Genomic DNA, 26,758 nt, shown 5'->3' on the forward strand with positions numbered 1-26,758 from the left:
CCGCTCCCGATATCCTTCTCAATGCTCCAGAACTTCAGGCAAACCACCATCGAGGTCCCTACCATGGCTAAGCACAAAAACAAGAAGAAGAAACAGGAAATCACGGCTCTTGTTCAGGCACCGGTTGTCGCGCTAACCCAGAAGCTGTACGACAGGGAGTTGGCCAAGCTGCATGTGGAGTTGGTCAAGCTGCAGGAGTGGGTAGTACACCAGGGGCTGAAGGTGTGCATCGTCTTCGAGGGTCGCGATGGGGCCGGCAAGGGCGGCACCATCAAGGCGATCACCGAACGGGTGAGTCCTCGGGTCTTCCGGGTGGTGGCGCTGCCCGCCCCGACGGAGCGGGAAAAGACCCAGATGTATGCCCAGCGCTACATGCCCCATTTCCCTGCGGGGGGCGAGGTCGTCATCTTCGACCGCAGTTGGTATAACCGCGCCGGCGTCGAGCGGGTCATGGGCTTCTGCACCGAGGAGCAGGCCCAAAAGTTTCTGAAGATGACCCCCCTGGTCGAGCGGGCCATGGTCGATTCGGGCATCATCCTTATCAAATACTGGCTGGAGGTCAGTCCGGAGGAACAGACTCGCCGGCTGGAGGGGCGCATCGACGATGGCCGCAAGATCTGGAAGCTGTCGCCCATGGATCTCAAGTCCTATAGCCGCTGGGATGATTACACCAAGGCGCGGGACGAGATGTTCGCTGCCACCGATAGCGCCTGGGCCCCCTGGTACGTCGCCAATTCCGAAAACAAAAAGCAGGTGCGGCTCAACGTCATCCACCACCTGCTGAGTCGTATCCCCTACGAGGAAGTGCCCCACGAGAAGGTCAAACTGCCGGATCGCAAGAAGCTGGACCGCTACAAGTCGCCCGATTACCCCTTTAGATTCATTCCCGAGGTCTATTGATGGCCCCGGTGGCTTGAATGTTCCGAGCCACCCTGGCCGGCGGGCCCCTTGTCCCCCAAGGGGTGATCCGCCGGAGAGGAAGCTATTGATAGGCCTCGATCACGGGGCTGTAGGTCGAGGTGGGTTCTAGCTTGTCGATGGTCAGGATGCCGTAATCGATGGCCGGATCGCCTGGCCAGTAGCTGAAGTCGCTCTGTACCGTTTGAATTTGCTTCAGAATCGGGCCGTGGGTGAAAGAGCCGAAGGCGCCTTCCGTATCATTGCCGCCCTGTTTCCAGACCTTGTCCGAGAACTGGAAGTGGCAGGCCCCGAGAATTTGCTCCGGGTGCGCCTTTTGGTAGGTCAGCACTCCTTCCAACTGGTCCTTGATGTAGTCCGGGGTGTAATCACTTTTGACGCGGCTGTAGCCAATTTCGGTGAAGAGAATAGGGGTGCCGAATTGCTGGTAGGTCAACGGGACCCAGCCCTGACCCATGCTCTCCGCGTTGGCAAAGAGGTAGTCTTTGGAGTTGTAGGTGTTGGGGCACAGCATCAGCCGGTCCCGGTAAGGCGCGGTGCGGGGATCGGTCAACAGCTTGCTGAATTGGTTCCAGCCCGGCATGTTTTGACCACCCGGGCCGTAGGGGGTGCCGCGGGGGACAAAGGTGATGGGCACGCCTACGGGCACACTTTTGCTGAAGCCCTGCCTATCGGCCTCCTGGAGGAAACGCGCTACCAGGCTAATCGCCTGGCCGTATTGCGCGTCCGAGTTGTCCAGTTCGTTGGAGATGATGACGCCGGCCACGGCCGGGTGCCAGTCGGTGCCGGCGCTGTTGCCGAAGTTGCCAAACTTGAAGTAGAGGGGGACTTGGGTATCCCAGGCCCCCGGGTTCTGCGGCAGCCAGTTGCTGATGGGCACCACCACCTTGATCCCCAGTCTATGGGCGTAATCCAGGAACTGGCTGTGATCGTTGCGCGGATCCCAGTCATAGAGCCGGATCAGGTTGATGCCCATGCCCGTGAGGGTTTGCAGGTCGTCCCGGCAGTAGGGGGCGCAGCTTACCGAAAGATTGGATTGGGTTCCCCACAGCGATGCCACCTCCTTGCGGGCGATATCGCTGCCGAAATAGATGACGTTGGTGTTGGCCGTGGAGGGGTCGTAGCCTTGGCTGAAGGCCTGGTAGGCCGTGCCCTTGCCCGGTAGCGGGAAGCGTGAAAAGGTCCCCGAATCAATGTTCAGGTTGATCCGATGGAGGGTCTCCACCGGTCCGGACGTCTGCCCCAGGAGCCTGGCCGTGTAGGTCACCTGCCCCAAGGCCTCGTCAAAGAGGGGTTCAGTCAGGGTCAGGAAGAAGAGTTTCAAGGCGCCGCCGGCCGTGGTTCCGAACAGGGCCGCGTTGGGTGGGTCGTCGCCAAACAGGTAGTCCCACTGCGGAAAAAAGTAGGACATGGGCGCCTGGTCCGAATAGCGCCCTGGGGCGTTGTCCACCCAGAACATCCCCGGGCCGGCGTCGCTCAGCACCAACTGGTACTCATGTTCCCTGCCGGTGGGATAGAGGTCGGCTCCGTCGGCGTACTGGACGTAGGACACCACCTCCTGGTCGTCCATGGCATTGTTGAGTACGTTGACCGTGACATCGGAGAAATTCAGGGGGGTGGTGGGCGTCTGGTCCAGGCTGTGATTCAGCATTTCCGCATGGAAACGCATGCTGTTGGACGCCGCGTCATAGGAGGGATCGGACAAAACCATGTAGACCCCTTCCTCTCCACCCCTGACGCCCAGGTCGAATTGAATCGTCGCGTTCGGGTCGGTATCCCCGTAAACCCGGCTCCAAAGGGTGTTCACGTAATCTTTCAGCGGCGTGTTGCCCACTGCCCGGCCCGGCCGATCCATGTACCAGAGGGCACCGGGGTTGAGACCCTCCAGGGTCAGCCCCCACGACGACCCCGCGGCTGGCACCCTCTCGTCATCGGCGGTGTCCAGCGGGGTCAGGTTCCCCTGTTGCGCGGCCAGCAGGTAGATGCGCGTGGCGTAGGGTGATGCGTCCCAAGGTTCCGGCCCACCCGTGCTGTCGCCGCCGCAACTCACGATCATCATCGCGCACGCGGTGACCAGCACCATCAAGGACCCGATAGGTTTGTATTTCACAATGTCCCTCTGTTCCAGATAAGGCCCATGCCATTGTTTCGGCCTCGCGGCCGTGGATTTCTCCTCAATCGCCTGATGCTACTGGATTGCGATTTACGTCATATGACACTCCCATCGGCTCTATTCCACCCCCAGCGCCTTGAATACCGCATCCAGGGGGTCCGCATAGAAGGATGTCTGAAATCTGGCGAATAACTCACCAGGGATCACGACTACCACCTGCACACGGTAACACCGGCGCCCCCAAGGCCATGGCTCTGACGGGCTTCATCGCCCTCGTTCGGGGATTCCGACCTTGGCTAGGGTCGGAAGGGCGACGATCCCTGAGTGGCGAAGGGTCTGGCTCTGCGCAAGGCGTCGAGATGCAATGGCCCTCAAATTTCGAAAGCCCCGTGTTGCGTGGCTATTCCATTAGACGTGCCAGGCCCCTCAACCCGGAGTCGTTGGGGTTCGACCAATGGAATAGTACGTCAGGCCGCTAGCGCTAACATGACGTGGATCGAAGAGGTTGCGGCCATCGAAGACGACGGGGCTTTTCAGGCGGGCCTTGACGAGGGTGAAATCGATACCGCGGAACTGGTGCCATTCGGTGACGATGACCAGGCCATCGGCGCCATCAAGGGCGTCGAGGGGGTCGGTCGCCAGGGTCAAGTCGGGGCGATCACCGTAGAGACGTTGCGCCTCCTCCATGGCTACCGGGTCGAAGGCGCGTACCTTGGCGCCGGCTTCCCAGAGGGCCTCCATGAGCCGGCGGCTGGAGGCCTCCCGCATGTCGTCGGTGTTGGGCTTGAAGGCCAGGCCCCAGAGGGCGAGGGTACGGCCAGAGAGATGGCCAGCGAAATGATCCCGGATCTTGGCGAAGAGGACCTCCTTCTGGCGCAGGTTGACTGCCTCGACGGCGCCCAGGAGTTCGGCTTGGTAGCCAACCGACCGGGCCGTGCGCTCGAGGGCGCGCACATCCTTGGGGAAGCAGGAGCCCCCATAGCCGCAGCCTGGGTAGATGAACTGGTAGCCGATGCGGGGGTCCGAACCGATGCCAACCCTAACTTGCTCGATGTCGGCGCCCACGGCCTCGGCGATGTTGGACAACTCGTTCATAAAGCTGATCTTGGTCGCCAGTAGGGCGTTAGCAGCGTACTTGGTCAACTCGGCCGACCGAATATCCATGAGCATGACGCGGTTGTGACTGCGATTAAAGGGTGCGTATAGGGCACGGAGCAACTCCCCAGTACGAGGGTTGTCGGTGCCGACGACGATGCGGTCCGGGCGCATGAAATCCTCGATCGCGGCGCCTTCCTTGAGAAATTCCGGGTTGGAGACGACGTCAAATTCGACCTCGGCGCCCCGCGCGGTCAAGGACTCGCGCACCTGGGCGGCGACCCGGTCGGCGGTGCCGACGGGAACCGTGGATTTATCGACGATGATCCGATAAGCGTCCATGTGTTCGCCGATGGAGTGGGCGACAGCCATGACGTGGCGCAGGTCGGCGGAGCCGTCCTCGTCGGGCGGAGTGCCGACGGCGATGAATTGGAAGAGGCCATGGGCAACGCCCTCGGCTGGGTCGGTGGAAAATGTTAGGCGTCCGGAGGCGCGGTTACGTGCCACCAGGGCTTCCAGTCCGGGCTCGAAGATGGGGATGCCGCCCTTGTTGAGCAGGTCGATTTTGGCCGGATCGATATCCACACAGAGGACTCGGTTACCGACCTCCGCCAGGCAGGCGCCTGTCACCAGGCCCACGTAGCCGCTGCCAAAAATCGTTACGTCCATCCGGATCTCCCTGGTTACGCCGCGTTAGGCAAAAAATATCTCCGCAACATGTTAAAGGAAACCCCGCCGTGACGGGAGGCGAGTGAATGCCAGGCTTCGTGGGGCTAAGGGGAGGTACGTCCAAGGCTCGAACGAGGTTGACAGGCCCTTTGCCTGGGGCTATCATGCGTCGCTTAATTTGGAGGGGTTCCCGAGCGGTCAAAGGGATCAGACTGTAAATCTGACGGCTCAGCCTTCGGAGGTTCGAATCCTCCCCCCTCCACCATTTATTGTTTGGAATGCAAACTCGCCGGGGTTGCAGGCCGTTGCCGTATACCATCGGCGCCTGGATTATGAAAGCGCGGGTGTAGTTCAACGGTAGAACTTCAGCCTTCCAAGCTGATAGCGTGGGTTCGACTCCCATCACCCGCTCCAAGCTGTTGTTTGCGAAGTCGCCCATGTAGCTCAGATGGTAGAGCACACCCTTGGTAAGGGTGAGGTCATCGGTTCGATTCCGATCATGGGCTCCATTTTGTCGCGTGTGGCCGCCGAAACAGGAGGCAATGCGCGGCGAGTTTGCCGTTTCTGTCATCTGGCCGATTTTTCAGCATATCGCGGGGATAGAGTCATGTCCAAAGCCAAATTCGAACGCAAGAAGCCGCACGTAAACGTAGGCACGATTGGCCACGTTGACCATGGCAAGACCACCCTCACCGCCGCCATCACCAAGGTCATGGCCGCCAAGTACGGTGGTGAAGTCAAGGCCTTCGACCAGATCGACAACGCCCCCGAAGAGCGCGCCCGTGGCATCACCATCGCCACCGCCCACGTCGAATACGAAAGCGCCGCGCGCCACTACGCCCACGTCGACTGCCCCGGCCACGCCGACTACGTCAAAAACATGATCACCGGTGCCGCCCAGATGGACGGCGCCATCCTGGTCGTCTCCGCCGCCGACGGCCCCATGCCCCAGACCCGCGAGCACATCCTGCTCTCCCGTCAGGTCGGCGTGCCCTACATCCTCGTCTTCCTCAACAAAGCCGACATGGTCGACGACGCCGAGCTCCTCGAGCTCGTCGAGATGGAAGTCCGCGAACTCCTCGACAGCTACGACTTCCCCGGCGACGACACCCCCATCATCACCGGCTCCGCCCTCAAGGCCCTGGAAGGCGACACCGGCCCCCTCGGCGCCGAAGCCATCTACAAGCTCGTCGAAGCCATGGACAGCTACATCCCCGAGCCCACCCGCGACATCGACCACCCCTTCCTGATGCCCATCGAAGACGTCTTCTCGATCTCCGGCCGTGGCACCGTCGTCACCGGCCGCATCGAACGCGGCATCGTCAAGGTCGGCGACGAAGTCGCCATCGTCGGCATCAAGCCCACCGTCAAGACCATCTGCACCGGCGTCGAGATGTTCCGCAAACTCCTCGACCAGGGCCAGGCCGGCGACAACGTTGGCGTCCTGCTGCGCGGCACCAAGCGCGACGACGTCGAACGCGGGCAAGTGTTGGCCAAGCCCAACACCATCACCCCCCACACCCACTTTGAAGCCGAAGTGTACGTCTTGGGCAAGGAAGAAGGCGGCCGTCATACCCCCTTCTTCAACGGCTACCGCCCCAGTTCTACTTCCGCACCACCGACGTCACCGGCGCCTGCGAACTACCCGAAGGCGTGGAAATGGTCATGCCCGGCGACAACGTCAAGATGACCATCAAGCTCATCGCCCCCATCGCTATGACCGAGGGCCTGCGCTTCGCGGTCCGCGAGGGCGGCCGGACCGTCGGTGCTGGCGTTGTGTCCAAGATTATTGCGTAATCACTTGTCCTCGTGTCGGGGCGGATCGGGGTTGCCGACCCTGCCCCGAAACCTGGACCTGATTTTTTTAGGCCAGTAGCTCAATTGGCAGAGCAGCGGTCTCCAAAACCGCAGGTTGGGGGTTCGATTCCCTCCTGGCCTGCCACTTTCCCCTCGTATTGAGCGGCGTGGTAACTCCATGAATGTAAAAGCCGAAGCCGGCGCAAACCGTTTGGATACCGCCAAACTGGCGGCGGCGGCCCTCTTGTTAATAGCCGGCATTTACGGCTTCTATTTCTTTGCCGATTATTCGGCATTGCTAAGAGTTTTGGGTCTGTTGGTCGTTGGGGGCGGATCGGCGGCGATCGCCCTTAACACCCAGATAGGGAGCCAATTGTGGCACTTCGTGGGAGATGCCCGTACCGAAGTCCGTAAGGTGGTATGGCCGACCCGCCAGGAGACCCTGCAAACCACCTTTATCGTCGTAGTCATGGTCCTGATTCTGGGGATCATTCTGTGGCTATTTGACATGGTGCTGATGAGCGTCCTGCGATTGCTGACTGGGCAGGGGAGTTGAGCGTGTCCAAGCGCTGGTATGTGATTCACGCCTTCTCCGGCATGGAGAATCAAGTCAAGCGTGCGCTGGAAGACCGTATCAAGCGTGCCGGTGTGGAGGATCAATTCGGCGACATTTTGGTCCCGACCGAGACCGTGGTTGAGGTCCGCAATGGTGTCCAGCACAAGGTCGAGCGCAAGTTCTTCCCGGGTTATGTCCTGATCAGCATGGAGATGACCGACGATACCTGGCATCTGGTGCGAGATGTGCCCAAGGTCATGGGCTTCATTGGCGGCCATCGTGATAGACCGGCCCCAATTCCCGACAGCCAGGCGAATGCCATTCTGCAACGGATGCAGGACGGTGCCACCAAACCGCGGCCCAAGGTTCTCTATGAGCCCGGCGAAATGGTACGGGTCATCGATGGTCCCTTTACGGACTTTACGGGTGTGGTTGAGGAGGCGGATTACGAGAAGAACCGTCTTAAAGTGTCGGTTCTGGTTTTTGGTCGCTCCACTCCGGTTGATTTGGAATTCTCCAAGGTCGAGAAGGGCTGAGAGGAAGTAAGCGGTCAAGGCTGGATTGCCCCGGCACCCTTTCGCGAAGTCCGACCCACAAACGAATTCATGGATTCAAATCCATGAGCCGATCCCACCCACCGCTCTGTTAGAGAGGGGGCAGCGGATCCGGGGAGCCAGTTCCTCGCGGCTGGCGATCGAACCCATTCATAGAGGTTGAAATGGCAAAGAAAATAACAGCTTATATCAAGCTGCAAGTCAAGGCAGGTGAGGCCAATCCGAGCCCGCCCGTCGGCCCGGCCCTCGGCCAGCGCGGCGTAAATATCATGGAATTCTGCAAGGCCTTCAACGCCAAAACGCAGAATCTGGAAAAGGGTATGCCCACCCCGGTGGTCATCACGGTCTACGCCGACCGCAGCTTCACCTTCATAACCAAGACCCCGCCCGCCACGGTCCTCCTCAAGAAGGCCGCAGGCGTGACCAAGGGCAGCAAGATCCCTCATACCAACAAGATTGGCACCGTAACGCGCGCCCAACTTGAGGAGATCGCCACCATGAAAATGCCGGACTTGACAGCCGCCGATATGGACGCCGCTGTTCGTACCATCGCCGGCAGTGCCCGCGCTATGGGCCTGAATGTGGAGGGAGTCTGAAATGGCTAAGCTTTCAAAGCGCATGCAGGCGGTTCGGTCTGGATTTGAAAAAGGCCGGGTCTATGGCGCGGAAGAGGCCTTCGTGATTCTCCAGGGGCTATCCAAGGTTAAGTTCATGGAGAACGTTGATGTCTCCGTGAATCTGGGCGTCGATCCGCGGAAGTCCGATCAGGTGGTTCGTGGCGCTACCGTCTTACCCAATGGCATTGGCAAGCAGGTGCGAGTGGCCGTCTTTTGCCAGGGCGCGGCGGCGGATGCGGCCACGGCCGCCGGCGCCGAACGCGTTGGCATGGAGGATCTGGCGGAGGATATGAAGGCCGGTAACCTCAACTACGATGTCATCATCGCCTCGCCGGATGCCATGCGCGTGGTTGGTCAGTTAGGGCGTTTGCTGGGTCCCCGCGGACTCATGCCTAATCCCAAGGTTGGTACTGTGGCGGCCGATGTCGCCGAGGCGGTGCGTAATGCCAAGGCCGGTCAGGTGCGCTATCGCACCGATAAGGGTGGCATCATCCACTGCCCCCTGGGCAAGGTCTCCTTCGAAGCCGTGGCCCTGCGCGAAAATCTTGAGGCCCTGCTGCGCAACCTGATGAAGGTCAAGCCCAGTACCTCCAAAGGTGTTTACATGCGCAAGGTCACGGTCTCCACGACCATGGGGCCTGGACTGACGGTGGATCACCAGGCTCTCGTCTAACCCTACGTGAGGGGGGCGATGCCTCACCTCGACTTGGCGGCCACCGGGAATGATGGCCGCGATAATTTTCGGACCCTGGCCTTCGGGTCGGGGTTCGATGTGATCTTTGGGGCCCTGGTTATTTGCCGGGGGCCGTCAAAGACCGCGGGCGTCCGGGCTGCCACAGGGATTCCAGGTTGCGCCAGACTTAAATTTACGCAGGCCCGCGCAGACGGTGCTCCCGAATCGGACTGGTGACCGCGCAAGCGGTGGCAAGACCCCTGATAACGGCGCACGGAACCGCCGCCTTACTGGGTTAGGGATAACCCGGGCGGCAATCGGAACAGGGGATAGCGTCCCCAGACAACCGAAATCAGGAGGTGACGAACTGTGGCACTGAATTTTGCCCAGAAAGAAACCATCGTCGCCGAGGTCGCGGAAGTCGCGAAGAGCGCCTATTCGGCCGTTGGCGCCGAGTACCGGGGCTTGACCGTCGCCCAGATGACCAGCCTGCGCGTTGAAGCGCGCAAGGCCGGGGTGTATCTGCGCGTCGTCAAGAACACCCTGGCCAAGCGCGCCGTCGAAGGTACGGAATTTGCCTGCATACAGGGGGCCCTCAAGGGGCCCATGGTCCTGGCCTTTTCGCAGACGGATCCGGGTTCGGCGGCACGCGTGGTCGAGGCGTTTGCCAAGGGTAATAACGCGCTCAAGGTCACGCTTGTGTCTATTGGCGGCAAGCTGCTCGCCCCCTCGGAACTCGGCACGCTCGCGAAGATGCCGACCTACGAGCAGGCGATATCCCAGCTCATGTCCGTCATGAAGGCCCCGGCGCAGAAACTCGTGGCGACCATCAACGAGGTCCCGGGCAAGCTTGTCCGTACCCTCGCGGCGGTCCGCGATGCCAAAGAGGCGGCCTGACCACACGGGTCCGGTCCTCGGTAGGGCATCAACCAGCTATTCGATTTAGGAGAAACCCATGTCTATATCCAAAGAAGACATCCTGGAAGCCATCGCCAACATGACCGTCATGGATGTCGTTGAGCTTATCAGCGCGATGGAAGAGAAGTTTGGCGTAACCGCCGCCGCGGCTGTCGCCGTGGCCGCTGCCCCTGCCGCCGCCGCGGCCGAGGCCGTTGAGGAGAAGACCGAGTTCGATGTCGTTCTGACCGGCTTCGGCGAAAACAAGGTTAGCGTCATCAAGGTCGTCCGCGCCCTGACGGGCCTGGGCCTCAAGGAAGCCAAGGACGCCGTCGAAGGCGTGCCAACCACCGTCAAGGAAGGTGTTTCCAAGGATGAAGCGGCTACCGCCAAGAAGCAACTGGAAGAGGCTGGCGCCACCGTCGAGGTTAAATAATCTCAACCTTGCGTCGTTATTCTTCCATTAGGAATGAGGGGCTGGCGATCCTTGGACCGCTGGCCTTTCCCTGTTTCCGTCGCGGGGCTTTGAGCCACGCACGCATCGGGTGGGAACGACGGTTAGGCAGTCCGCACGTTCCGTCCCGATCCGCCGCCCGTTCCAGGGCGGCCCAATTATCAGTACGTCGAGGGTAAGGCAGCATGGCTTATTCGTTCACCGAGAAAAAGCGTATCCGCAAGGACTTCGGCAAGCGCACCAGCATCCTGGAAGTCCCCTTCCTGCTCGCGACCCAGATTGACTCTTATCGGGATTATCTTCAGGAGGGCATGAAACCCTCCGAGCGGCACGACATGGGGCTGCACGCCGCCTTCAAATCCGTCTTTCCCATCGAGAGCTACTCTGGGAATGCGGTGCTGGAGTACGTCAGCTATCGTCTCGGCGAGCCGCCCTTTGACGTGCGCGAGTGCCATCAACGGGGAGCCACCTATGCGGCCCCGCTGCGGGTCCTGCTGCGCCTGGTCATCTACGATCGGGATGCCCCGGCCGGGTCCCGCGTCATCAAAGACATCAAGGAGCAGGAAGTCTACATGGGCGAGATGCCCCTCATGACCGACACCGGTACCTTCATCATCAATGGCACCGAGCGGGTCATCGTATCCCAATTACATCGCTCGCCGGGCGTCTTTTTCGACCATGACAAGGGCAAGACCCACTCCTCCGGTAAGTTGCTCTTCTCGGCGCGCGTCATTCCCTATCGTGGTTCCTGGCTCGACTTCGAGTTCGATCCCAAGGACAACGTGTTCGTGCGCATCGATCGTCGCCGTAAGTTGCCGGCCACTATCCTGTTGCGCGCCCTGGGCTATGACACCCAGCGCATACTCAACTGCTTTTTTGAGACCGATTGCTTTCGCCTCAACGGCGACGAGTTTGAGTTGGACCTGGTTCCGGATCGGCTCAGGGGCGAGACTCTGGTCTTTGACATCAAGGTGGGTGACCAACTGGTGGTGGAAGCCGGCCGCCGGGTAACCGCCCGCCACACGCGAGAACTCCAGAAGCTGAACGTGGAGCGCCTGACGGTGCCCGCTGACTTTTTGTTAGGCCGCATCCTGGCTCACCATCTTATTGATACCGAGACGGGCGAATTGCTGGCAAACGCCAATGACCTCATCACCCCCGAGTTGCTGCAACTGGTACGGGAGAAGGGTATCGGTGAGTTGCGGACTCTGTTCGTCAACGATCTGGACCAGGGTCCCTACATGTCGGAGACCCTGCGCATCGATACCACCGCGACCGAGTTGGAGGCCCAGGTCGAAATCTATCGCATGATGCGACCCGGCGAGCCCCCGACCAAGGAGGCGGCCCAGAACCTCTTCCACAACCTCTTCTTCACCCACGACCGCTACGATCTATCCGCCGTGGGCCGAATGAAGTTTAATCGGCGCCTGGCCCGCGAGGGCGAGGAGGGTCCCGGGATTCTCTACGATCACGTCTATTTCGGCGCCCGCAACGACGACGTCTCCCACAAGCTCTGCGCCGCGCAGGGGGATGGCTCCGATATCATTGATGTGCTACGCATCCTGGTGGAGTTGCGCAATGGGCGAGGGACCGTGGATGACATCGATCACCTCGGCAACCGGCGCATCCGCTGCGTGGGCGAGATGGCGGAGAATCAATTCCGGGTCGGTCTGGTGCGCGTCGAGCGCGCGGTTAAAGAGCGCCTGTCCCTGGCCGAGTCCGAGGGCCTGATGCCCCAGGAACTCATCAATGCCAAGCCGGTGTCGGCGGCCATCAAGGAGTTTTTCGGTTCCAGCCAGTTGTCGCAGTTCATGGATCAGAATAACCCCCTCTCCGAGGTCACCCACAAGCGCCGGGTATCAGCCCTCGGTCCGGGCGGCCTGGCCCGCGAACGCGCCGGCTTCGAGGTGCGTGATGTGCATCCGACCCATTACGGCCGTGTCTGCCCGATCGAGACCCCGGAAGGTCCGAACATTGGCCTCATTAATTCCCTGGCCGTCTTTGCCCGCACCAACCGCTATGGCTTCCTGGAGACGCCCTACCGCCAGGTAGAGAATGGCCAGGTCACCGCTGAGATCCACTACCTTTCCGCTATCGATGAAGGCAAATTCGTTATCGCCCAGGCTAATGCGACCCTGGACGCGGATGGCCTCCTGACCGATGCCCTGGTGTCCTGTCGGCACTCGAACGAATTCACCATGAAGGCCCCGGCCGAGGTCCAGTACATGGACGTGTCGCCGCGCCAGATCGTGTCCGTGGCGGCCTCCCTGATCCCCTTCCTGGAGCATGACGACGCCAACCGCGCCCTCATGGGCTCCAACATGCAGCGTCAGGCGGTACCCACCCTGCGGGCCGAAAAGCCCCTGGTCGGAACGGGCATGGAGCGGGTGGTGGCTATCGACTCCGGCGTTACCGTGGTGGCGCGGCGGGGGGGCGCGGTCGAGTCCGTGGATGCCGCTCGCATCGTGGTGCGGGTCAACGACGACGAGGCGGAGCCGGGTGTGCCGGGCGTCGATATCTACAACCTGACCAAGTACACCCGTTCCAACCAGAATACCTGTATCAATCAGCGGCCCCTGGTGGGGGTGGGTGATCTCATCTCCCGGGGCGATGTCCTGGCGGACGGCCCTTCCACCGACATGGGCGAACTGGCCCTGGGCCAGAACCTGCGCGTCGCCTTCATGCCCTGGAACGGCTACAACTTCGAGGATTCCATCCTCATCTCCGAGCGGGTGGTGCAGGAGGACCGCTTTACCTCCATCCATATCGAGGAGCTGACCTGTCTGGCCCGCGACACCAAGCTGGGTCCGGAGGAAATCTCCGCCGACATCCCCAATGTCGGCGAGGCGGCCCTGGCCAAGCTGGATGAGTCCGGCATCATCTATGTCGGTGCCGAGGTGCGGGATGGCGACATCCTGGTGGGCAAAGTCACCCCCAAGGGCGAGACTCAGCTCACCCCCGAGGAGAAGCTGCTGCGCGCCATCTTTGGCGAGAAGGCCTCGGACGTGAAGGACACCTCGCTGCGCCTGCCCTCCGGCATGGCCGGAACGGTTGTCGATGTCCAGGTTTTCATCCGCGATGGTGTCGAAAAGGACAAGCGCGCCTATCAAATCGAGGAGATGGAATTGGAGCAGGTCCGCAAGGATCTGGCCGACCAGTTGCGCATTATGGAGAACGATACCTTCCAGCGCGTCGAGCGCATGCTGGTCGGCAAGATCGCCGATGGTGGCCCACGGGGTCTCAAGGCTGGGGCCAAGATCACCAAAACCTATCTCCATGAGGTGGTCCAGCAGGATTCCCGCGATAAGTGGCTGGAAATCCGCCTGCGCGCCGAAGACTCCGCGAGCCAGCTTGAGACCATTGCCAAGCACATCAAGGAGCAACGCGAGGAATTTCGAGCCCGCTTCGAGGTTAAGAAGCGCAAGATCACCCAGGGCGACGACCTCGCCCCTGGGGTGCTGAAGATGGTCAAGGTCTATGTGGCGGTTAAGCGCCGCGTCCAGCCGGGCGACAAGATGGCCGGCCGTCATGGCAACAAGGGTGTTATCTCCATGATCGTGCCGGTGGAGGATATGCCCTTCTCCGCCGATGGCGAGCCGGTGGATATCGTCCTCAATCCGCTGGGCGTGCCCTCGCGCATGAATGTGGGCCAGGTGCTTGAGACCCATCTGGGCTGGGCCGCCAATGGCCTGGGTCGTCGCATCGACGAGATGCTGCGTGCCCACCGGGCGGTCGGCGATCTGCGCGACTTCCTTGGTCAAATTTATAACTCCAGCGGTAAGCCGGAGAACCTGGACAGTCTGACGGACGAGGAGATTTTTGAACTCGCTCGCAACCTGACCAAGGGCGTACCCATGGCGACGCCGGTTTTCGATGGCTGCGCCGAGGGGGAGATCCGCGAGATGCTGCGCCTGGCTGGCCGGGATAATAGCGGTACGGGCATCCCCATGGCCCAGACCCAGCTTTACGATGGCCGTACCGGTGATGCCTTCGATCGCCCCGTCACCGTCGGCTACATGTACATGCTTAAGCTCAATCACCTGGTGGATGACAAGATGCATGCGCGCTCCACGGGTCCCTATAGCCTGGTTACCCAGCAACCCCTGGGCGGTAAGGCCCAGTTTGGCGGCCAACGCTTCGGGGAGATGGAGGTCTGGGCCCTGGAGGCCTATGGCGCGGCCTACACCTTGCAGGAGATGCTCACCGTCAAGTCCGACGATGTGAACGGGCGTACCAAGATGTACAAGAATATCGTCGATGGCGACCATCGCATGGAGGCCGGCATGCCCGAGTCCTTCAACGTGCTGGTCAAGGAAATACGCTCCCTGAGCATCAACGTCGAACTCGAACAGGACTGAGGACCCCTGGTGCGCGGTGCCGGTCCTGGAATGAGGACCGCCAGCCCCCCAGGCCTCCGTCCTCGGCGCCTTCTCGGCTCCCGGGTCATGCCCTGGAGTCCTCCATCACGGAGACACTGAATTGAAAGATCTGCTCAAAATTCTCAAGGCCCAGGGTCAAGCCCTGGAGTTCGACGCCATCAAGATCGGGCTGGCCTCGCCGGACACCATTCGTTCCTGGTCCTATGGTGAGGTCAAGAAGCCGGAGACTATCAACTACCGTACCTTTAAGCCGGAGCGCGACGGCCTCTTCTGCGCCAAGATCTTCGGCCCCGTCAGCGATTACGAATGCCTGTGTGGCAAGTACAAGCGCCTCAAGCATCGCGGTGTCGTCTGCGAGAAGTGTGGTGTCGAGGTGACCCTGGCCAAGGTGCGCCGCGAGCGCATGGGCCATATCGATCTGGCAAGCCCGGTGGCCCATATCTGGTTCCTCAAGTCACTGCCCTCCCGTATTGGCCTGCTGCTCGACATGACCCTGCGCGACATCGAGCGCATCCTCTATTTCGAGTCCTTTGTCGTTATCGACCCGGGGATGACCCAGCTCGAGCGCCGCCAGCTCCTGACCGACGAGCAGTATCTGGAGGCCCTGGAGGAGAATGGCGACGAGTTCGATGCCCGCATGGGCGCCGAGGCCGTCTACGAGCTGCTACGGACCCTCGACCTGCCGGCGGAGATGCGCCAGATGCGGGAGGAGATCGAGGCCACCAACTCCGAGACCAAGATCAAGAAGCTGTCAAAACGGCTCAAGCTGATGGAATCCCTGCTGGAGTCCGGCAATCGGCCCGAATGGATGATCCTCACCGTCCTGCCGGTCTTGCCGCCGGAACTGAGGCCCCTGGTGCCTCTGGACGGCGGGCGCTTCGCGACCTCGGACCTCAACGACCTCTATCGCCGGGTCATCAATCGCAACAACCGCCTCAAGCGGTTGCTAGACCTGATCGCACCGGACATCATCGTGCGCAATGAAAAGCGTATGCTGCAGGAGTCCGTGGATGCCCTGCTCGACAACGGTCGTCGGGGCCGGGCTATCACGGGCACCAACAAGCGTCCCCTCAAATCCCTCGCGGACATGATCAAGGGCAAGCAGGGGCGCTTCCGCCAGAACCTGCTGGGTAAGCGGGTTGACTACTCCGGGCGGTCCGTCATCGTGGTTGGCCCCAAGCTGAAACTGCACCAATGTGGCCTACCCAAGCGCATGGCCCTGGAGCTGTTCAAGCCTTTTGTCTATGGCAAACTCCAGTTGCGGGGCCTGGCCACCACCATCAAGGCGGCCAAGAAGATGGTCGATCGCGGCGCCGCCGAGGTCTGGGACATCCTGGAGGATGTCATCCGCGAGCACCCGGTCATGCTCAACCGCGCCCCGACCCTGCACCGTTTGGGCATCCAGGCCTTCGAGCCGGTGCTGATCGAGGGCAAGGCCATCCAGCTCCATCCCCTGGTCTGTACCGCCTTCAACGCCGACTTCGATGGCGACCAGATGGCGGTCCATGTGCCCTTGTCCCTGGAGGCGCAAATCGAGACCCGCGCCTTGATGATGGCCTCCAACAATATCCTGTCGCCCGCCAATGGCGAACCCATCATCGTGCCGTCCCAGGACGTGGTCCTGGGCCTCTACTATATGACCCGCGAACGCGCGGGCGTCCGGGGCGAGGGCAGCGTCTATGCCAATATCGACGAGGCGCGGCGCGCCTACGAGACGGGCCAGGCCGATATTCACGCTCGGGTCCGGGTACGTATCCCCGAGGTGCTGATCAACGAGGCGGGCGAGCGCGAATCGCGGCTATCCCTCAAGGATACAATCCTGGGCCGCGCCCTGGTCTATGAGATCGTGCCCGAGGGCCTGCCCTTTAGCCTGGTCGATCAGGCCCTGGGCAAGCGCCAGATCTCGCGCCTCATCAATACCTGCTACCGCACCCTGGGCCTCAAGCAAACCGTGGTCTTCGCCGACCAGGTCATGTACCTGGGCTTTCGCATGGCCACCCGGTCCGGTATCTCCATCGGTCTGGAGGATATGGCGGTCCCGGAGGAGAAGCCGCGGATCCTGGGTGAGGCGGAGCGTCAGGTGAAGGAGATCGAGCAGCAATACGCCTCGGGCCTGGTCACCAACGGCGAGCGCTATAACAAGGTCATCGACATCTGGTCCCATACCAATGACCTGGTGGCCAAGGCCATGATGGGTAAGCTGGGCAAGGAGTTGGTGACCGACACCAAGGGTAAGGCGGTCTTGCAGGATTCCTTCAATTCCATCTATATGATGGCGGACTCTGGCGCCCGCGGTTCCGCCGCGCAGATTCGCCAGTTGGCGGGCATGCGTGGCCTCATGGCCAAGCCCGATGGCTCCATCATCGAGACCCCCATCACGGCCAACTTCCGCGAGGGGCTGAACGTCATCCAGTACTTCATCTCCACCCACGGCGCCCGCAAGGGCCTGGCGGATACGGCCCTCAAGACCGCCAACTCCGGTTACCTGACCCGGCGCCTGGTGGACGTGGCCCAGGACATGGTGGTCCTGGAGACGGATTGCGGCACCGAGCGCGGCTTGCTGATGACGCCCATTATCGAGGGGGGCGACATCGTCGAGCCCCTGCGCGAGCGCATCCTCGGCCGGGTGCTGGCCGCGGATGTCTATCGCCCGGGCAGCGACGAACTCATCTGCCCCACGGGTACGCTTCTGGATGAACAGGGGGTGGTGGCCATGGAGCAGGCCGGTATCGACCAGGTGCGGGTCCGTTCGCCCATCACCTGCGAGGCCCGCTCCGGGGTCTGTGCCCATTGCTATGGGCGTGATCTGGCGCGCGGTCATCTGGTGAATATGGGTGAGGCGGTGGGGGTCATTGCTGCCCAGTCCATCGGCGAGCCAGGCACCCAGTTGACCATGCGCACCTTCCATATCGGTGGCGCCGCCTCCCGGGCGGCGGCGGTCAATAGCATCGAGATCAAGTCCGCCGGTACCGTGCGCCTGCACAATCTTAAGGTTGTCCGTCATCAGATGGGCCACCTGGTGGCCGTCTCCCGCTCCGGTGAACTCTCCGTGGTCGACGAACTGGGCATGGAGAAAGAGCGCTACAAACTACCTTACGGCGCCACCCTGCGTAACGCCGACGGCGATTACGTCTCTGGCGGCTGGGTGGCGGCGACCTGGGACCCCTTCACCCACCCGGTGGTGACCGAGGTGGCGGGGCGGCTGCGCTTCGACTCCTTCATCGAGGGTGTTACGGTGCAGCAGGAAACCGACGAGGTGACGGGCCTAAAGTCCCTGGTGGTCATTGATCCCAAGCAGCGGCCGGCCGCGGGCAAGGACTTGCGCCCCATGGTCAAGCTGCTCGACGAAAATGAGCAGGAACACAACATCGCGGGTACCGATATCCCGGCCCGTTACTTCTTGCCCGCCGGGGCGATCGTGGGCGTCGCCGACGGCGCCAATGTCGGGGTGGGTGATGTCCTGGCGCGAATTCCGCAGGAGTCGAGCAAGACGCGCGATATCACCGGTGGTCTGCCCCGGGTGGCTGACCTCTTCGAGGCCCGCCGGCCCAAGGAGCCCGCCCTCCTGGCGGAGGCATCGGGCACCATCAGCTTTGGTAAGGACACCAAGGGCAAGCAGCGCTTGGTCATCACCACGGATGACGGCGAACAGATCGAGGAATTGATCCCCAAGTGGCGTCACGTCAACGTCTTCGAGGGTGAGCGCGTGGAGCGGGGCGAGATCGTTTCCGATGGGGAGCTCAATCCCCACGATATTCTGCGGCTGAAGGGCGTTACCCAACTCGCCGAGTATCTGGTGAAGGAAATCCAGGATGTGTATCGCCTCCAGGGCGTCAAGATCAACGACAAGCATATCGAGGTCATCGTCCGGCAGATGCTGCGCAAGGGCGAGATCCTGGATGCGGGCGATACCCGGCTTCTGCGCGGTGAACAGGCGGAGTTGGGCCAGGTGTTGATCGAAAACGAGCGGGCCCTGGCGGAAGGCCGTCACCCCGCCCGCTACGAGCCCCTCCTATTGGGCATTACCAAGGCCTCCCTGGCGACCGAGTCCTTTATCTCCGCGGCCTCCTTCCAGGAGACGACCCGCGTGCTTACCGAGGCGGCGGTAAGGGGCTCCACGGATCGCCTGGGCGGCCTCAAGGAGAACGTCATCGTCGGCCGTCTCATCCCGGCGGGCACTGGCCTGGCCTCTCACAAGGAGCGCCGTCGCAAACGCCGCGAGGAGCGGGAACTGGAGGCGGAGGCCGGTGGCGCCAAGATCGAGATGGCGAGCGCCGAGGTAGAGGAGGCCTTCAAGGAGGCCCTCAATATCGCGGAAGCCGAGTGACCGAATATGCGACCTCAATCCCTGAAACTGCGTCAAGGTATTGACATGTTCTAGGGTGAAACCTATACTTTCGGGTCTTAGCCAAGCCGGCCATCTGGTCGGCTTGATTTATTACTGGGCAGGGTGAGGCGCAAGGGGTAACCCCGCGTTTCCCGGATTTGGTGCGCGAAGGCGCCGCTGGAGAGTGTTTGCATGACAACCATCAATCAGTTGGTCCGCAAGCCGCGTAAGCGTCAGGTGGCGAAAAGCACGGTACCCGCGCTTGAGGAGTGCCCTCAAAAGCGTGGTGTCTGCACGCGTGTCTACACCACGACACCCAAAAAACCTAACTCCGCCCTGCGTAAGGTCGCGCGTGTTCGCCTGACCAACGGCTTCGAGGTCACATCCTATATTGGCGGTGAAGGCCATAACCTCCAGGAGCACTCGGTGGTCCTTATCCGCGGTGGCCGCGTCAAGGACTTACCCGGCGTTCGCTACCACACGGTACGCGGTACCCTGGATACCTCGGGCGTGGACAAGCGCCGTCAGGGTCGCTCTAAGTATGGCGCCAAGCGCCCAAAGAGCTGATCGCTAGTCGAATTTAGAAGGTCGGAGTCTCACATGCCCAGAAGACGCATCGTTGCTCGCCGCCAGGTTCTGCCGGACCCGAAGTTCGGAAGTAACCTACTCGCCAAATTTGTAAACATGCTGATGGAAGACGGCAAGAAAGCCGTTGCCGAGCGCATCATGTACGGCGCTTTGGAGACCATGGCAAACAAAAAGGGTGGTGAGCCACTGAATATGCTCGACCAGGCCATGGAGAATGTGCGCCCCGTGGTTGAGGTTAAGTCTCGCCGCGTAGGTGGTGCTACTTATCAGGTTCCCGTTGAAGTACGCCCGCAGCGCCGGAATTCACTGGCCATGCGCTGGTTGATTGATGCCGCGCGCAAACGTTCCGAGAAGTCCATGGCCCTACGGTTGGCTGGTGAACTGATGGATGCAGCTGATTCACGGGGTACGGCGGTCAAGAAAAAGGAAGATACCCACCGCATGGCGGAAGCAAACAAGGCCTTCTCGCATTATCGGTGGTAGTGGGGTGGGAGCGCCGACCCTGCCCGGGGTTGCGCGGGGCCCGGAGATCCTGGTTCCCTCCTTTGCATTTTGATTGCGCCCTGCGGGACACTGCGGGCGAAGCGAAATAGACGGCACCTGTTTACTGCAACCTCTTTGGGAAGTTGTAGGATGATCAATGGAACAGGAAGGCCCCAAAAGTAGCGGCCGGCCAGTCGCCAAAAATTGACTCGCGGTGCGGCGTACGCCGCCGGCAATCAATAGAGGCCGAGGCAGCCTTGGCGGAGTTGTTCGGTTTGGCCAGCAAATCACGCCGGGGAATGTAAGGATTCGCCACGAATTCTAGATAATCTGTTCCAAATCACTGAGGTACCGGCAAAGCCGCCGATACCCTAGCCAAGACACACTAACGAGCATATTTAGGGTAGATCGGGATGTCCAAAGCCAAATTCGAACGCAAGAAGCCGCACGTCAACGTAGGCACCATCGGCCACGTTGACCATGGCAAGACCACCCTCACCGCCGCCATCACCAAGGTCATGGCCGCCAAGTACGGTGGGGAAGTCAAGGCCTTCGACCAGATCGACAACGCCCCCGAAGAGCGCGCCCGTGGCATCACCATCGCCACCGCCCACGTCGAATACGAAAGCGCCGCGCGCCACTACGCCCACGTCGACTGCCCCGGCCACGCCGACTACGTCAAAAACATGATCACCGGCGCCGCCCAGATGGATGGCGCCGTCCTGGTCGTCTCCGCCGCCGACGGCCCCATGCCCCAGACCCGCGAGCACATCCTGCTCTCCCGTCAGGTCGGCGTGCCCTACATCCTCGTCTTCCTCAACAAGGCTGACATGGTCGACGACGCCGAACTCCTCGAGCTGGTTGAAATGGAAGTCCGCGAACTCCTCGACAGCTACGACTTCCCCGGTGACGACACCCCCATCATCACCGGCTCCGCCCTCAAGGCTCTGGAAGGCGACACCGGCCCCCTCGGCGCCGAAGCCATCTACAAGCTCGTCGAAGCCATGGACAGCTACATCCCCGAGCCCACCCGCGACATCGACCATCCCTTCCTGATGCCCATCGAAGACGTCTTCTCGATCTCCGGCCGTGGCACCGTCGTCACCGGCCGCATCGAACGCGGCATCGTCAAGGTCGGCGACGAAGTCGCCATCGTCGGCATCAAGCCCACCGTCAAGACCATCTGCACCGGCGTCGAGATGTTCCGCAAACTCCTCGACCAGGGCCAGGCCGGCGACAACGTTGGCGTCCTGCTGCGCGGCACCAAGCGCGACGACGTCGAACGCGGGCAAGTGTTGGCCAAGCCCAACACCATCACCCCCCACACCCACTTTGAAGCCGAAGTGTACGTCCTGGGCAAGGAAGAAGGCGGCCGTCATACCCCCTTCTTCAACGGCTACCGCCCCCAGTTCTACTTCCGCACCACCGACGTCACCGGCGCCTGCGAACTCCCCGAAGGCGTGGAAATGGTCATGCCCGGCGACAACGTCAAGATGACCATCAAGCTCATCGCCCCCATCGCTATGACCGAGGGCCTGCGCTTCGCGGTCCGCGAGGGCGGCCGGACCGTCGGTGCTGGCGTTGTGTCCAAGATCATCGAGTAAGAGCCATGGCAAACCAAAGAATACGCATTCGTCTCAAAGCCTTCGATCATCGCCTGATTGATCGTTCCGCTCATGAGATCGTTGATACCGCCAAGCGGACAGGCGCTCAGGTCCTTGGACCTATCCCGCTGCCGTCGAAAAAGGAGCGCTTTACAATCCTCATCTCCCCACACGTCAATAAAGACGCTCGGGATCAATATGAGTTGAGGACCCACAAGCGGCTCATGGACATCGTTGATCCCACTGATAAAACAGTGGATGCCCTGATGAAACTCGATCTGGCGGCCGGCGTTGACGTCCAGATCAAGCTGAGCTGAGGATAGGACCATGACCATAGGTTTGATTGGCCGCAAGGCTGGCATGACCCGGATCTTCACCGAGGAAGGCGCGTCCGTCCCCGTGACGGTCATTGAGGTTCAGCCAAATCGGGTGACACAGGTAAAGACCGCCGCGACCGACGGCTATCGGGCAGTTCAAGTCGCCATTGGCGAACGCCGGGCCTCGCGAGTCACCAAGCCAATGGCGGGCCATTATGCTCGTGCTGGCGTGACTGCGGGAGATACCCTCCGGGAGTTTCGGCTCGCCGATGGCGAGGGCCTTGACCTGGCGGAGGGTGGCGAGATTCTTGTCAGCATATTTGCTCCCGGGCAAAAGGTTGATGTACGTGGCGTGACAAAGGGACGGGGATTTGCTGGCGGGGTCAAACGTCATAACTTCCGCATGCAGGATGCAACGCATGGCAACTCCGTCTCCCATCGGGCACCGGGTTCTATAGGTCAGTGCCAGACACCAGGTCGGGTCATGAAAGGCAAACGCATGGCTGGCCACATGGGCGACGTCAATCGTGTTCAGCAGAATCTGGAGGTGATCCGGGTTGATGTTGAGCGCAACCTGCTGCTGGTGCGGGGTCCCGTACCCGGTGCCGAGGGTGGACGATTGGTCGTGCTGCCTTCCGTGAAGAAGAGCAAGGGCTGATAAGTCAATGGAAATCCAAGCACGAATCGGTGAAGACGCGAGCATCCAGTTGGCGGATGAGGTGTTCAGCGTCGACTATAAGCCGGCCCTGATTCATCAGGTCGTAACCGCCTATATGGCCTCTGCCCGCTCCGGGACCGTGGCTCAGAAAAGCCGGGCCGAAGTTTCTGGTGGTGGCGCTAAGCCATTCCGTCAAAAAGGCACGGGTCGGGCCCGCGCGGGTACCTCTCGCGGCCCTATTTGGCGCGGTGGCGGCAGGGCCTTCGCGGCCCGCCCACGCAACTATGCCCAGAAGGTCAACCGGAAGATGTATCGTGGCGCTATGCGGTCCATCCTCTCGGAGTTGATCCGGCAGGGCCGCTTGACCATCGTACCCGATTTCTCCGTCGATGAGCCCAAGACCCGGTTGTTGGCCGATCGGCTTGTCGCCATGAATCTGACGGACGTGTTGATCCTGATCGAGGGTCTTGACGAAAATCTCTTCCTGGCGGCGCGTAATTTACCTCGCGTCGATGTCTTGATGGCCGAGGAAGTGGACCCAGTCAGTCTGATTGCCTTCGAAAACCTAGTGGCTACCGAGGGTGCGATCCGTAAGCTCGAGGAGCGGTTAGCGTGAACCAGGAAAGACTATTAAAGGTGATTTTAGGCCCGGTGATCTCCGAGAAGGCGACCCTGGCCGCCGATGCTAACGGCCAGTATGTGTTTCGCGTCGTCCCCGATGCCAACAAGCTGGAAATCGGCAAGGCAGTTGAGACCCTCTTTGACGTTCAGGTAGACCGTGTACAGATCCTCAACGTCAAGGGTAAGCAAAAGCGTATGGGTCAGCGTAGCGGTAAGCGCAAGGATTGGCGCAAGGCTTATGTCCGCTTGCAGGCGGGACAAAATATCGATTTCGGCGGCAACGCCTAAGCGCATTTGGACCAGTCAAGATGGCAATCGTAAAGACTAACCCGACATCCCCGGGGCGACGCTTTGTCGTCAAGGTGGTGTCCCCGGAGCTCCACAAAGGGGCTCCCCATGAGCCGCTGCTCGACAAGAAGACTCGGACGGGCGGCCGCAATAATGCGGGGCGCATTTCGGTTCGTCATCATGGCGGTGGCCATAAGCAGCGTTATCGCATCATTGATTTTAAGCGTGGTAAGACCGGTGTCCCCGCCGTTGTCGAGCGTTTGGAATATGATCCGAACCGCACGGCTCACATTGCCCTGCTGAAGTATGCCGATGGCGACCGGACTTATATCATTGCCCCCAAGGGCTTGAAAGCCGGTGCCGTGGTGGTGGCAAGTGAGGATGCCCCGATTTCCGCGGGCAATTGCTTGCCGCTGCGCAACGTGCCCTTGGGCACCCAGGTGCACTGCATTGAGATGCGTCCGGGCAAGGGCGCCCAAATGGCGCGCGCCGCGGGCGCCTCCGCCCAGCTCATTGCCCGTGATGGTGGCTACGCCACTTTGCGGCTGCGGTCGGGTGAGATGCGCAAGGTCAGCGTGGAATGTCGCGCGGTCGTCGGCGAAGTTGGCAATAATGAGCACAGCTTGCGCAAACTCGGCAAGGCCGGAGCGAGTCGCTGGCGTGGTGTCAGGCCAACGGTGCGTGGCGTAGTCATGAACCCGGTCGATCATCCCCATGGTGGTGGCGAAGGCCGTACCTCAGGAGGCCGTCATCCGGTTACGCCTTGGGGCGTTCCGACCAAGGGCCACAAGACCCGTTCCAACAAGCGCACCGATAAAATGATCGTGCGCCGTCGCGGACGCAAATAACTAGGCGAGGTTGAGCAAGTGCCACGTTCGATTCGTAAGGGACCCTTTGTGGACTCCCACCTGGCAAAAAAGGTGGAGGACGCGGTTGCCCAGAACAGCAAGCGCCCCATCAAGACCTGGTCGCGCCGTTCCATGGTGTTACCGGAGATGGTTGGATTAACCATCGCGGTGCATAACGGGCGTCAGCACGTACCGGTTCTGATCAACGAGAATATGATCGGGCATAAGCTTGGTGAATTCTCCATGACCCGGACCTATCGTGGTCACGCGGCCGACAAAAAGGCCAAAAAGAAGCGATAGGTTGAGGACGTACTAATGCAGGCTGAAGCAAGACTTAAGACAGGGCGACTGTCCGCTCAGAAGGCGCGCCTAGTGGCGGACCAGATTCGTGGGCTGCACGTCGAGAAGGCTCTCAACCTTCTCGCCTTTAGCACTAAGAAGGGCGCTGCTCTCATCAAGAAGATTCTGGAATCCGCCATAGCCAATGCCGAAAATAATGCCGGCGCTGATGTGGATGAACTCCGGGTATCCGCAATCCAGGTCAACGAGGGTCCGAGCATGAAGCGGATTCGTCCTAGGGCCAAGGGTCGCGCCAATCGAATCACAAAACGGACCAGTCACATTATTGTGACGGTTGCCGAAGCCTGAAGCCTAAAGAGAAGCCAGCATGGGTCACAAAATTCATCCAACCGGCATTCGCTTGGGGATCGTCAAGGACTGGACCTCGAAGTGGTATGCCGATTCCAAGCATTTTCCGGATCTGCTCAACACCGACATGCAGGTAAGAGCCTTTTTGCGCAAAAAATTGGCGCAGGCCTCGGTGAGTCGCATCCAAATCGATCGTCCTGCTAATAATGCCCACATTACCATTCACACGGCTCGTCCCGGCGTCGTGATCGGTAAGAAAGGCGAGGATATTGATAAGCTCCGTAAGGAGGTTTCGGATCTCATGGGCGTTCCAGTCCATTTGAGCATCGAAGAAATTCGGAAACCAGAATTAGACGCTCAGCTTGTTGCCGAAAGCATTACCCAACAGCTTGAGAAACGCATCATGTTCCGTCGTGCCATGAAGCGTGCCGTGCAGAATTCCATGCGATTGGGTGCCGGTGGCATCAAGGTTAATATCGCCGGCCGTTTGAACGGCGCCGAAATCGCCCGCAGTGAATGGTATCGTGAGGGACGTGTCCCCTTGCATACCCTGCGTGCCGATATTGATTACGGATTCGCGGAGGCTCGGACCACCTATGGCGTGCTTGGCGTCAAGGTCTGGATCTTCAAGGGGGAGATTTTCCCGGGCCAGGTTGTGGAGGAAGTCCCCGCCAAGCCTGCGCGAGCTCCTAAGCCCGCTGCCAGGAGGGGATAAGAAATGCTGCAACCTAAACGTACAAAGTTTCGCAAGCTGCATAAAGACCGTAATCGCGGTTTGGCTCTTACGGGCTGCCATGTCAGCTTCGGAGAGTTTGGTCTGAAGGCCATGACCCGTGGCCGACTGACGGCGCGTCAGATTGAGGCCGCTCGCCGGACCATAACGCGCAAAGTCAAGCGCGGTGGCAAGATATGGATCCGTATCTTTCCAGACAAGCCCATTACCAAAAAACCCCTTGAAGTGCGCATGGGTTCCGGTAAAGGCAGTGTCGAATATTGGGTAGCCCAAATTCAGCCGGGTCGCATGCTTTACGAGATTGAGGGCGTCACCGAGGAACTTGCCCGCGAGGCCTTTGCCCTTGCCGCTGCTAAGTTGCCGATTCAGACCTCCTTTACCAAGCGGACTATAATGTGATGAAGGCGAGTGATCTGAGACACACGGGTGCTGTCGATCTAGATAAGCAGTTACTTGAGTTGCTCAAGGAGCAGTTCAACCTGCGCATGCAGCGGGGTGTAGGACAATTGACCCGGCCCTCCGAGATGAAGTCCGTGCGTAGAGACATAGCACGCATCAAGACTGTATTAACTGAGATCAAGGCGGGCAGCCGATGAATGAGGAAGTCAAAATTAACCGGACCTTGACCGGCCAGGTTGTCAGTAATGCCATGGAGAAAAGCATCACGGTTCTTGTTGAACGCCGTGTCAAGCACCCTCTTTATGGTAAATTCATCCGCCGGTCAACCAAAATTCATGCTCATGATGAGGCCAATGTTTGCGGTAAGGGCGATTGGGTCACCATAGAACAATGCCGTCCTATCTCTAAGACAAAATCCTGGCGGCTCGTCCAGGTGGTGGAAAAGGCCCGCTGATCGCGCTGGTTTAGGTCGATGCGGGTAGGTCTCGTGAGAATCCTACCGAACTGGTTGTGATAATTCAG

The 26,758-nt window shown here is 60.6% G+C and carries 25 protein-coding genes, 4 tRNA genes and 1 pseudogene; 28 read left to right on the forward strand and 2 right to left on the reverse strand.

Translation table 11 applies throughout. The annotated features are described in order from the left end of the window. Positions 1–63 precede the first annotated feature (63 nt). Positions 64–900, forward strand: coding sequence for a polyphosphate kinase 2 (gene ppk2 / locus IPN92_06485; GenBank protein MBK8637940.1), 837 nt, complete (start codon positions 64–66; stop codon positions 898–900). Between the two features lie 82 nt (positions 901–982). Here ppk2 and IPN92_06490 read toward each other — a convergent pair whose 3' ends face one another. After that, positions 983–3,028: a hypothetical protein gene (locus IPN92_06490; protein MBK8637941.1), complete on the reverse strand. Its 2,046-nt coding sequence runs from the start codon at positions 3,026–3,028 to the stop codon at positions 983–985. 429 nt (positions 3,029–3,457) lie between these two features. Continuing rightward, entirely contained in the window at positions 3,458–4,795 is a 1,338-nt protein-coding gene (locus IPN92_06495; protein MBK8637942.1) for a UDP-glucose/GDP-mannose dehydrogenase family protein, read from the reverse strand. Between the two features lie 180 nt (positions 4,796–4,975). Between IPN92_06495 and IPN92_06500 the strand changes: the two genes are divergently transcribed. From IPN92_06500 to rpsQ, 27 genes and pseudogenes are all read left to right on the forward strand, one after another. Beyond that, positions 4,976–5,060, forward strand: a tRNA-Tyr gene (locus IPN92_06500). Positions 5,061–5,135: 75 nt separating this feature from the next. Then, a tRNA-Gly gene (locus IPN92_06505) sits at positions 5,136–5,209 on the forward strand. 19 nt (positions 5,210–5,228) lie between these two features. Then, positions 5,229–5,304: transfer RNA gene (locus IPN92_06510), tRNA-Thr, on the forward strand. A gap of 98 nt (positions 5,305–5,402) precedes the next feature. After that, positions 5,403–6,592, forward strand: a pseudogene (gene tuf / locus IPN92_06515) (elongation factor Tu). Between the two features lie 69 nt (positions 6,593–6,661). Continuing rightward, positions 6,662–6,737 (forward strand) — tRNA-Trp (locus tag IPN92_06520). A 33-nt stretch (positions 6,738–6,770) separates the two neighbouring features. Continuing rightward, complete coding sequence (gene secE, locus IPN92_06525; GenBank protein ID MBK8637943.1) at positions 6,771–7,148, forward strand: preprotein translocase subunit SecE; 378 nt, start codon at positions 6,771–6,773, stop codon at positions 7,146–7,148. 2 nt (positions 7,149–7,150) lie between these two features. Continuing rightward, positions 7,151–7,684, forward strand: coding sequence for a transcription termination/antitermination protein NusG (gene nusG, locus IPN92_06530; GenBank protein MBK8637944.1), 534 nt, complete (start codon positions 7,151–7,153; stop codon positions 7,682–7,684). A gap of 182 nt (positions 7,685–7,866) precedes the next feature. Then, positions 7,867–8,298: a 50S ribosomal protein L11 gene (gene rplK, locus IPN92_06535; GenBank protein ID MBK8637945.1), complete on the forward strand. Its 432-nt coding sequence runs from the start codon at positions 7,867–7,869 to the stop codon at positions 8,296–8,298. A 1-nt stretch (position 8,299) separates the two neighbouring features. After that, positions 8,300–8,992, forward strand: a complete 693-nt coding sequence (gene rplA, locus IPN92_06540) for a 50S ribosomal protein L1 (GenBank protein ID MBK8637946.1) — start codon at positions 8,300–8,302, stop codon at positions 8,990–8,992. 369 nt (positions 8,993–9,361) lie between these two features. Continuing rightward, on the forward strand, positions 9,362–9,889 hold the full coding sequence (gene rplJ / locus IPN92_06545; GenBank protein ID MBK8637947.1) for a 50S ribosomal protein L10: 528 nt from the start codon (positions 9,362–9,364) through the stop codon (positions 9,887–9,889). 58 nt (positions 9,890–9,947) lie between these two features. Continuing rightward, a complete protein-coding gene (gene rplL / locus IPN92_06550) occupies positions 9,948–10,325 on the forward strand; it encodes a 50S ribosomal protein L7/L12 (protein ID MBK8637948.1) in 378 nt (125 codons plus the stop codon). 203 nt (positions 10,326–10,528) lie between these two features. Further along, on the forward strand, positions 10,529–14,701 hold the full coding sequence (gene rpoB / locus IPN92_06555; GenBank protein MBK8637949.1) for a DNA-directed RNA polymerase subunit beta: 4,173 nt from the start codon (positions 10,529–10,531) through the stop codon (positions 14,699–14,701). Between the two features lie 121 nt (positions 14,702–14,822). Next, positions 14,823–19,049, forward strand: coding sequence for a DNA-directed RNA polymerase subunit beta' (gene rpoC / locus IPN92_06560; protein MBK8637950.1), 4,227 nt, complete (start codon positions 14,823–14,825; stop codon positions 19,047–19,049). 192 nt (positions 19,050–19,241) lie between these two features. Continuing rightward, the gene (gene rpsL / locus IPN92_06565) at positions 19,242–19,616 is read left to right on the forward strand and encodes a 30S ribosomal protein S12 (GenBank protein ID MBK8637951.1); all 375 of its coding nucleotides are present in this window, start codon (positions 19,242–19,244) and stop codon (positions 19,614–19,616) included. Positions 19,617–19,649: 33 nt separating this feature from the next. After that, positions 19,650–20,120: a 30S ribosomal protein S7 gene (gene rpsG, locus IPN92_06570; protein ID MBK8637952.1), complete on the forward strand. Its 471-nt coding sequence runs from the start codon at positions 19,650–19,652 to the stop codon at positions 20,118–20,120. A 413-nt stretch (positions 20,121–20,533) separates the two neighbouring features. Beyond that, complete coding sequence (gene tuf, locus IPN92_06575) at positions 20,534–21,724, forward strand: elongation factor Tu (protein ID MBK8637953.1); 1,191 nt, start codon at positions 20,534–20,536, stop codon at positions 21,722–21,724. Between the two features lie 5 nt (positions 21,725–21,729). Further along, on the forward strand, positions 21,730–22,041 hold the full coding sequence (gene rpsJ / locus IPN92_06580) for a 30S ribosomal protein S10 (GenBank protein MBK8637954.1): 312 nt from the start codon (positions 21,730–21,732) through the stop codon (positions 22,039–22,041). 10 nt (positions 22,042–22,051) lie between these two features. Beyond that, positions 22,052–22,699, forward strand: coding sequence for a 50S ribosomal protein L3 (gene rplC, locus IPN92_06585; GenBank protein ID MBK8637955.1), 648 nt, complete (start codon positions 22,052–22,054; stop codon positions 22,697–22,699). A 7-nt stretch (positions 22,700–22,706) separates the two neighbouring features. Beyond that, a complete protein-coding gene (rplD, locus tag IPN92_06590; GenBank protein MBK8637956.1) occupies positions 22,707–23,315 on the forward strand; it encodes a 50S ribosomal protein L4 in 609 nt (202 codons plus the stop codon). Further along, the gene (gene rplW, locus IPN92_06595) at positions 23,312–23,608 is read left to right on the forward strand and encodes a 50S ribosomal protein L23 (GenBank protein ID MBK8637957.1); all 297 of its coding nucleotides are present in this window, start codon (positions 23,312–23,314) and stop codon (positions 23,606–23,608) included. Before rplD ends, rplW begins: the two co-directional genes overlap by 4 nt. 20 nt (positions 23,609–23,628) lie before the next feature. After that, entirely contained in the window at positions 23,629–24,456 is an 828-nt protein-coding gene (gene rplB / locus IPN92_06600) for a 50S ribosomal protein L2 (protein ID MBK8637958.1), read from the forward strand. 18 nt (positions 24,457–24,474) lie between these two features. After that, positions 24,475–24,756 (forward strand): 30S ribosomal protein S19, encoded by a 282-nt coding sequence (rpsS, locus tag IPN92_06605; protein MBK8637959.1) that lies wholly within the window; start codon positions 24,475–24,477, stop codon positions 24,754–24,756. A 15-nt stretch (positions 24,757–24,771) separates the two neighbouring features. Further along, complete coding sequence (gene rplV / locus IPN92_06610; protein ID MBK8637960.1) at positions 24,772–25,104, forward strand: 50S ribosomal protein L22; 333 nt, start codon at positions 24,772–24,774, stop codon at positions 25,102–25,104. Positions 25,105–25,123: 19 nt separating this feature from the next. Continuing rightward, a complete protein-coding gene (rpsC, locus tag IPN92_06615; GenBank protein MBK8637961.1) occupies positions 25,124–25,819 on the forward strand; it encodes a 30S ribosomal protein S3 in 696 nt (231 codons plus the stop codon). Between the two features lie 3 nt (positions 25,820–25,822). Beyond that, positions 25,823–26,236 (forward strand): 50S ribosomal protein L16, encoded by a 414-nt coding sequence (gene rplP / locus IPN92_06620; protein ID MBK8637962.1) that lies wholly within the window; start codon positions 25,823–25,825, stop codon positions 26,234–26,236. Next, positions 26,236–26,433 carry a 50S ribosomal protein L29 gene (gene rpmC / locus IPN92_06625; protein MBK8637963.1) on the forward strand — a complete coding sequence of 66 codons (198 nt, stop codon included), beginning with the start codon at positions 26,236–26,238 and terminating at the stop codon, positions 26,431–26,433. The genes rplP and rpmC overlap by 1 nt, the downstream gene beginning before the upstream one ends. Next, positions 26,430–26,690 (forward strand): 30S ribosomal protein S17, encoded by a 261-nt coding sequence (gene rpsQ, locus IPN92_06630; GenBank protein MBK8637964.1) that lies wholly within the window; start codon positions 26,430–26,432, stop codon positions 26,688–26,690. Before rpmC ends, rpsQ begins: the two co-directional genes overlap by 4 nt. Positions 26,691–26,758: the final 68 nt, after the last annotated feature.

The sequence above is a fragment of the Chromatiaceae bacterium genome (assembly GCA_016714645.1).
In the GTDB taxonomy this organism is placed as follows: Bacteria; Pseudomonadota; Gammaproteobacteria; order Chromatiales; family Chromatiaceae; genus M0108.

Excerpts from the sequence above, each read along its gene's own strand:
- rplP (MBK8637962.1), top strand. The coding sequence starts at position 25,823 with ATGCTGCAACCTAAACGTACAAAGTTTCGCAAGCTGCATAAAGACCGT.
- rpoB (MBK8637949.1), top strand. The coding sequence starts at position 10,529 with ATGGCTTATTCGTTCACCGAGAAAAAGCGTATCCGCAAGGACTTCGGC.
- ppk2 (MBK8637940.1), top strand. The coding sequence starts at position 64 with ATGGCTAAGCACAAAAACAAGAAGAAGAAACAGGAAATCACGGCTCTT.
- IPN92_06495 (MBK8637942.1), bottom strand. The coding sequence starts at position 4,795 with ATGGACGTAACGATTTTTGGCAGCGGCTACGTGGGCCTGGTGACAGGC.
- rplC (MBK8637955.1), top strand. The coding sequence starts at position 22,052 with ATGACCATAGGTTTGATTGGCCGCAAGGCTGGCATGACCCGGATCTTC.
- rplV (MBK8637960.1), top strand. The coding sequence starts at position 24,772 with ATGCAGGCTGAAGCAAGACTTAAGACAGGGCGACTGTCCGCTCAGAAG.
- rplD (MBK8637956.1), top strand. The coding sequence starts at position 22,707 with ATGGAAATCCAAGCACGAATCGGTGAAGACGCGAGCATCCAGTTGGCG.
- rpsL (MBK8637951.1), top strand. The coding sequence starts at position 19,242 with ATGACAACCATCAATCAGTTGGTCCGCAAGCCGCGTAAGCGTCAGGTG.
- secE (MBK8637943.1), top strand. The coding sequence starts at position 6,771 with ATGAATGTAAAAGCCGAAGCCGGCGCAAACCGTTTGGATACCGCCAAA.
- rpsQ (MBK8637964.1), top strand. The coding sequence starts at position 26,430 with ATGAATGAGGAAGTCAAAATTAACCGGACCTTGACCGGCCAGGTTGTC.
- rplB (MBK8637958.1), top strand. The coding sequence starts at position 23,629 with ATGGCAATCGTAAAGACTAACCCGACATCCCCGGGGCGACGCTTTGTC.
- rpsG (MBK8637952.1), top strand. The coding sequence starts at position 19,650 with ATGCCCAGAAGACGCATCGTTGCTCGCCGCCAGGTTCTGCCGGACCCG.
- rpmC (MBK8637963.1), top strand. The coding sequence starts at position 26,236 with ATGAAGGCGAGTGATCTGAGACACACGGGTGCTGTCGATCTAGATAAG.
- tuf (MBK8637953.1), top strand. The coding sequence starts at position 20,534 with ATGTCCAAAGCCAAATTCGAACGCAAGAAGCCGCACGTCAACGTAGGC.
- rplA (MBK8637946.1), top strand. The coding sequence starts at position 8,300 with ATGGCTAAGCTTTCAAAGCGCATGCAGGCGGTTCGGTCTGGATTTGAA.
- rpsC (MBK8637961.1), top strand. The coding sequence starts at position 25,124 with ATGGGTCACAAAATTCATCCAACCGGCATTCGCTTGGGGATCGTCAAG.
- rplL (MBK8637948.1), top strand. The coding sequence starts at position 9,948 with ATGTCTATATCCAAAGAAGACATCCTGGAAGCCATCGCCAACATGACC.
- rplK (MBK8637945.1), top strand. The coding sequence starts at position 7,867 with ATGGCAAAGAAAATAACAGCTTATATCAAGCTGCAAGTCAAGGCAGGT.
- rpsJ (MBK8637954.1), top strand. The coding sequence starts at position 21,730 with ATGGCAAACCAAAGAATACGCATTCGTCTCAAAGCCTTCGATCATCGC.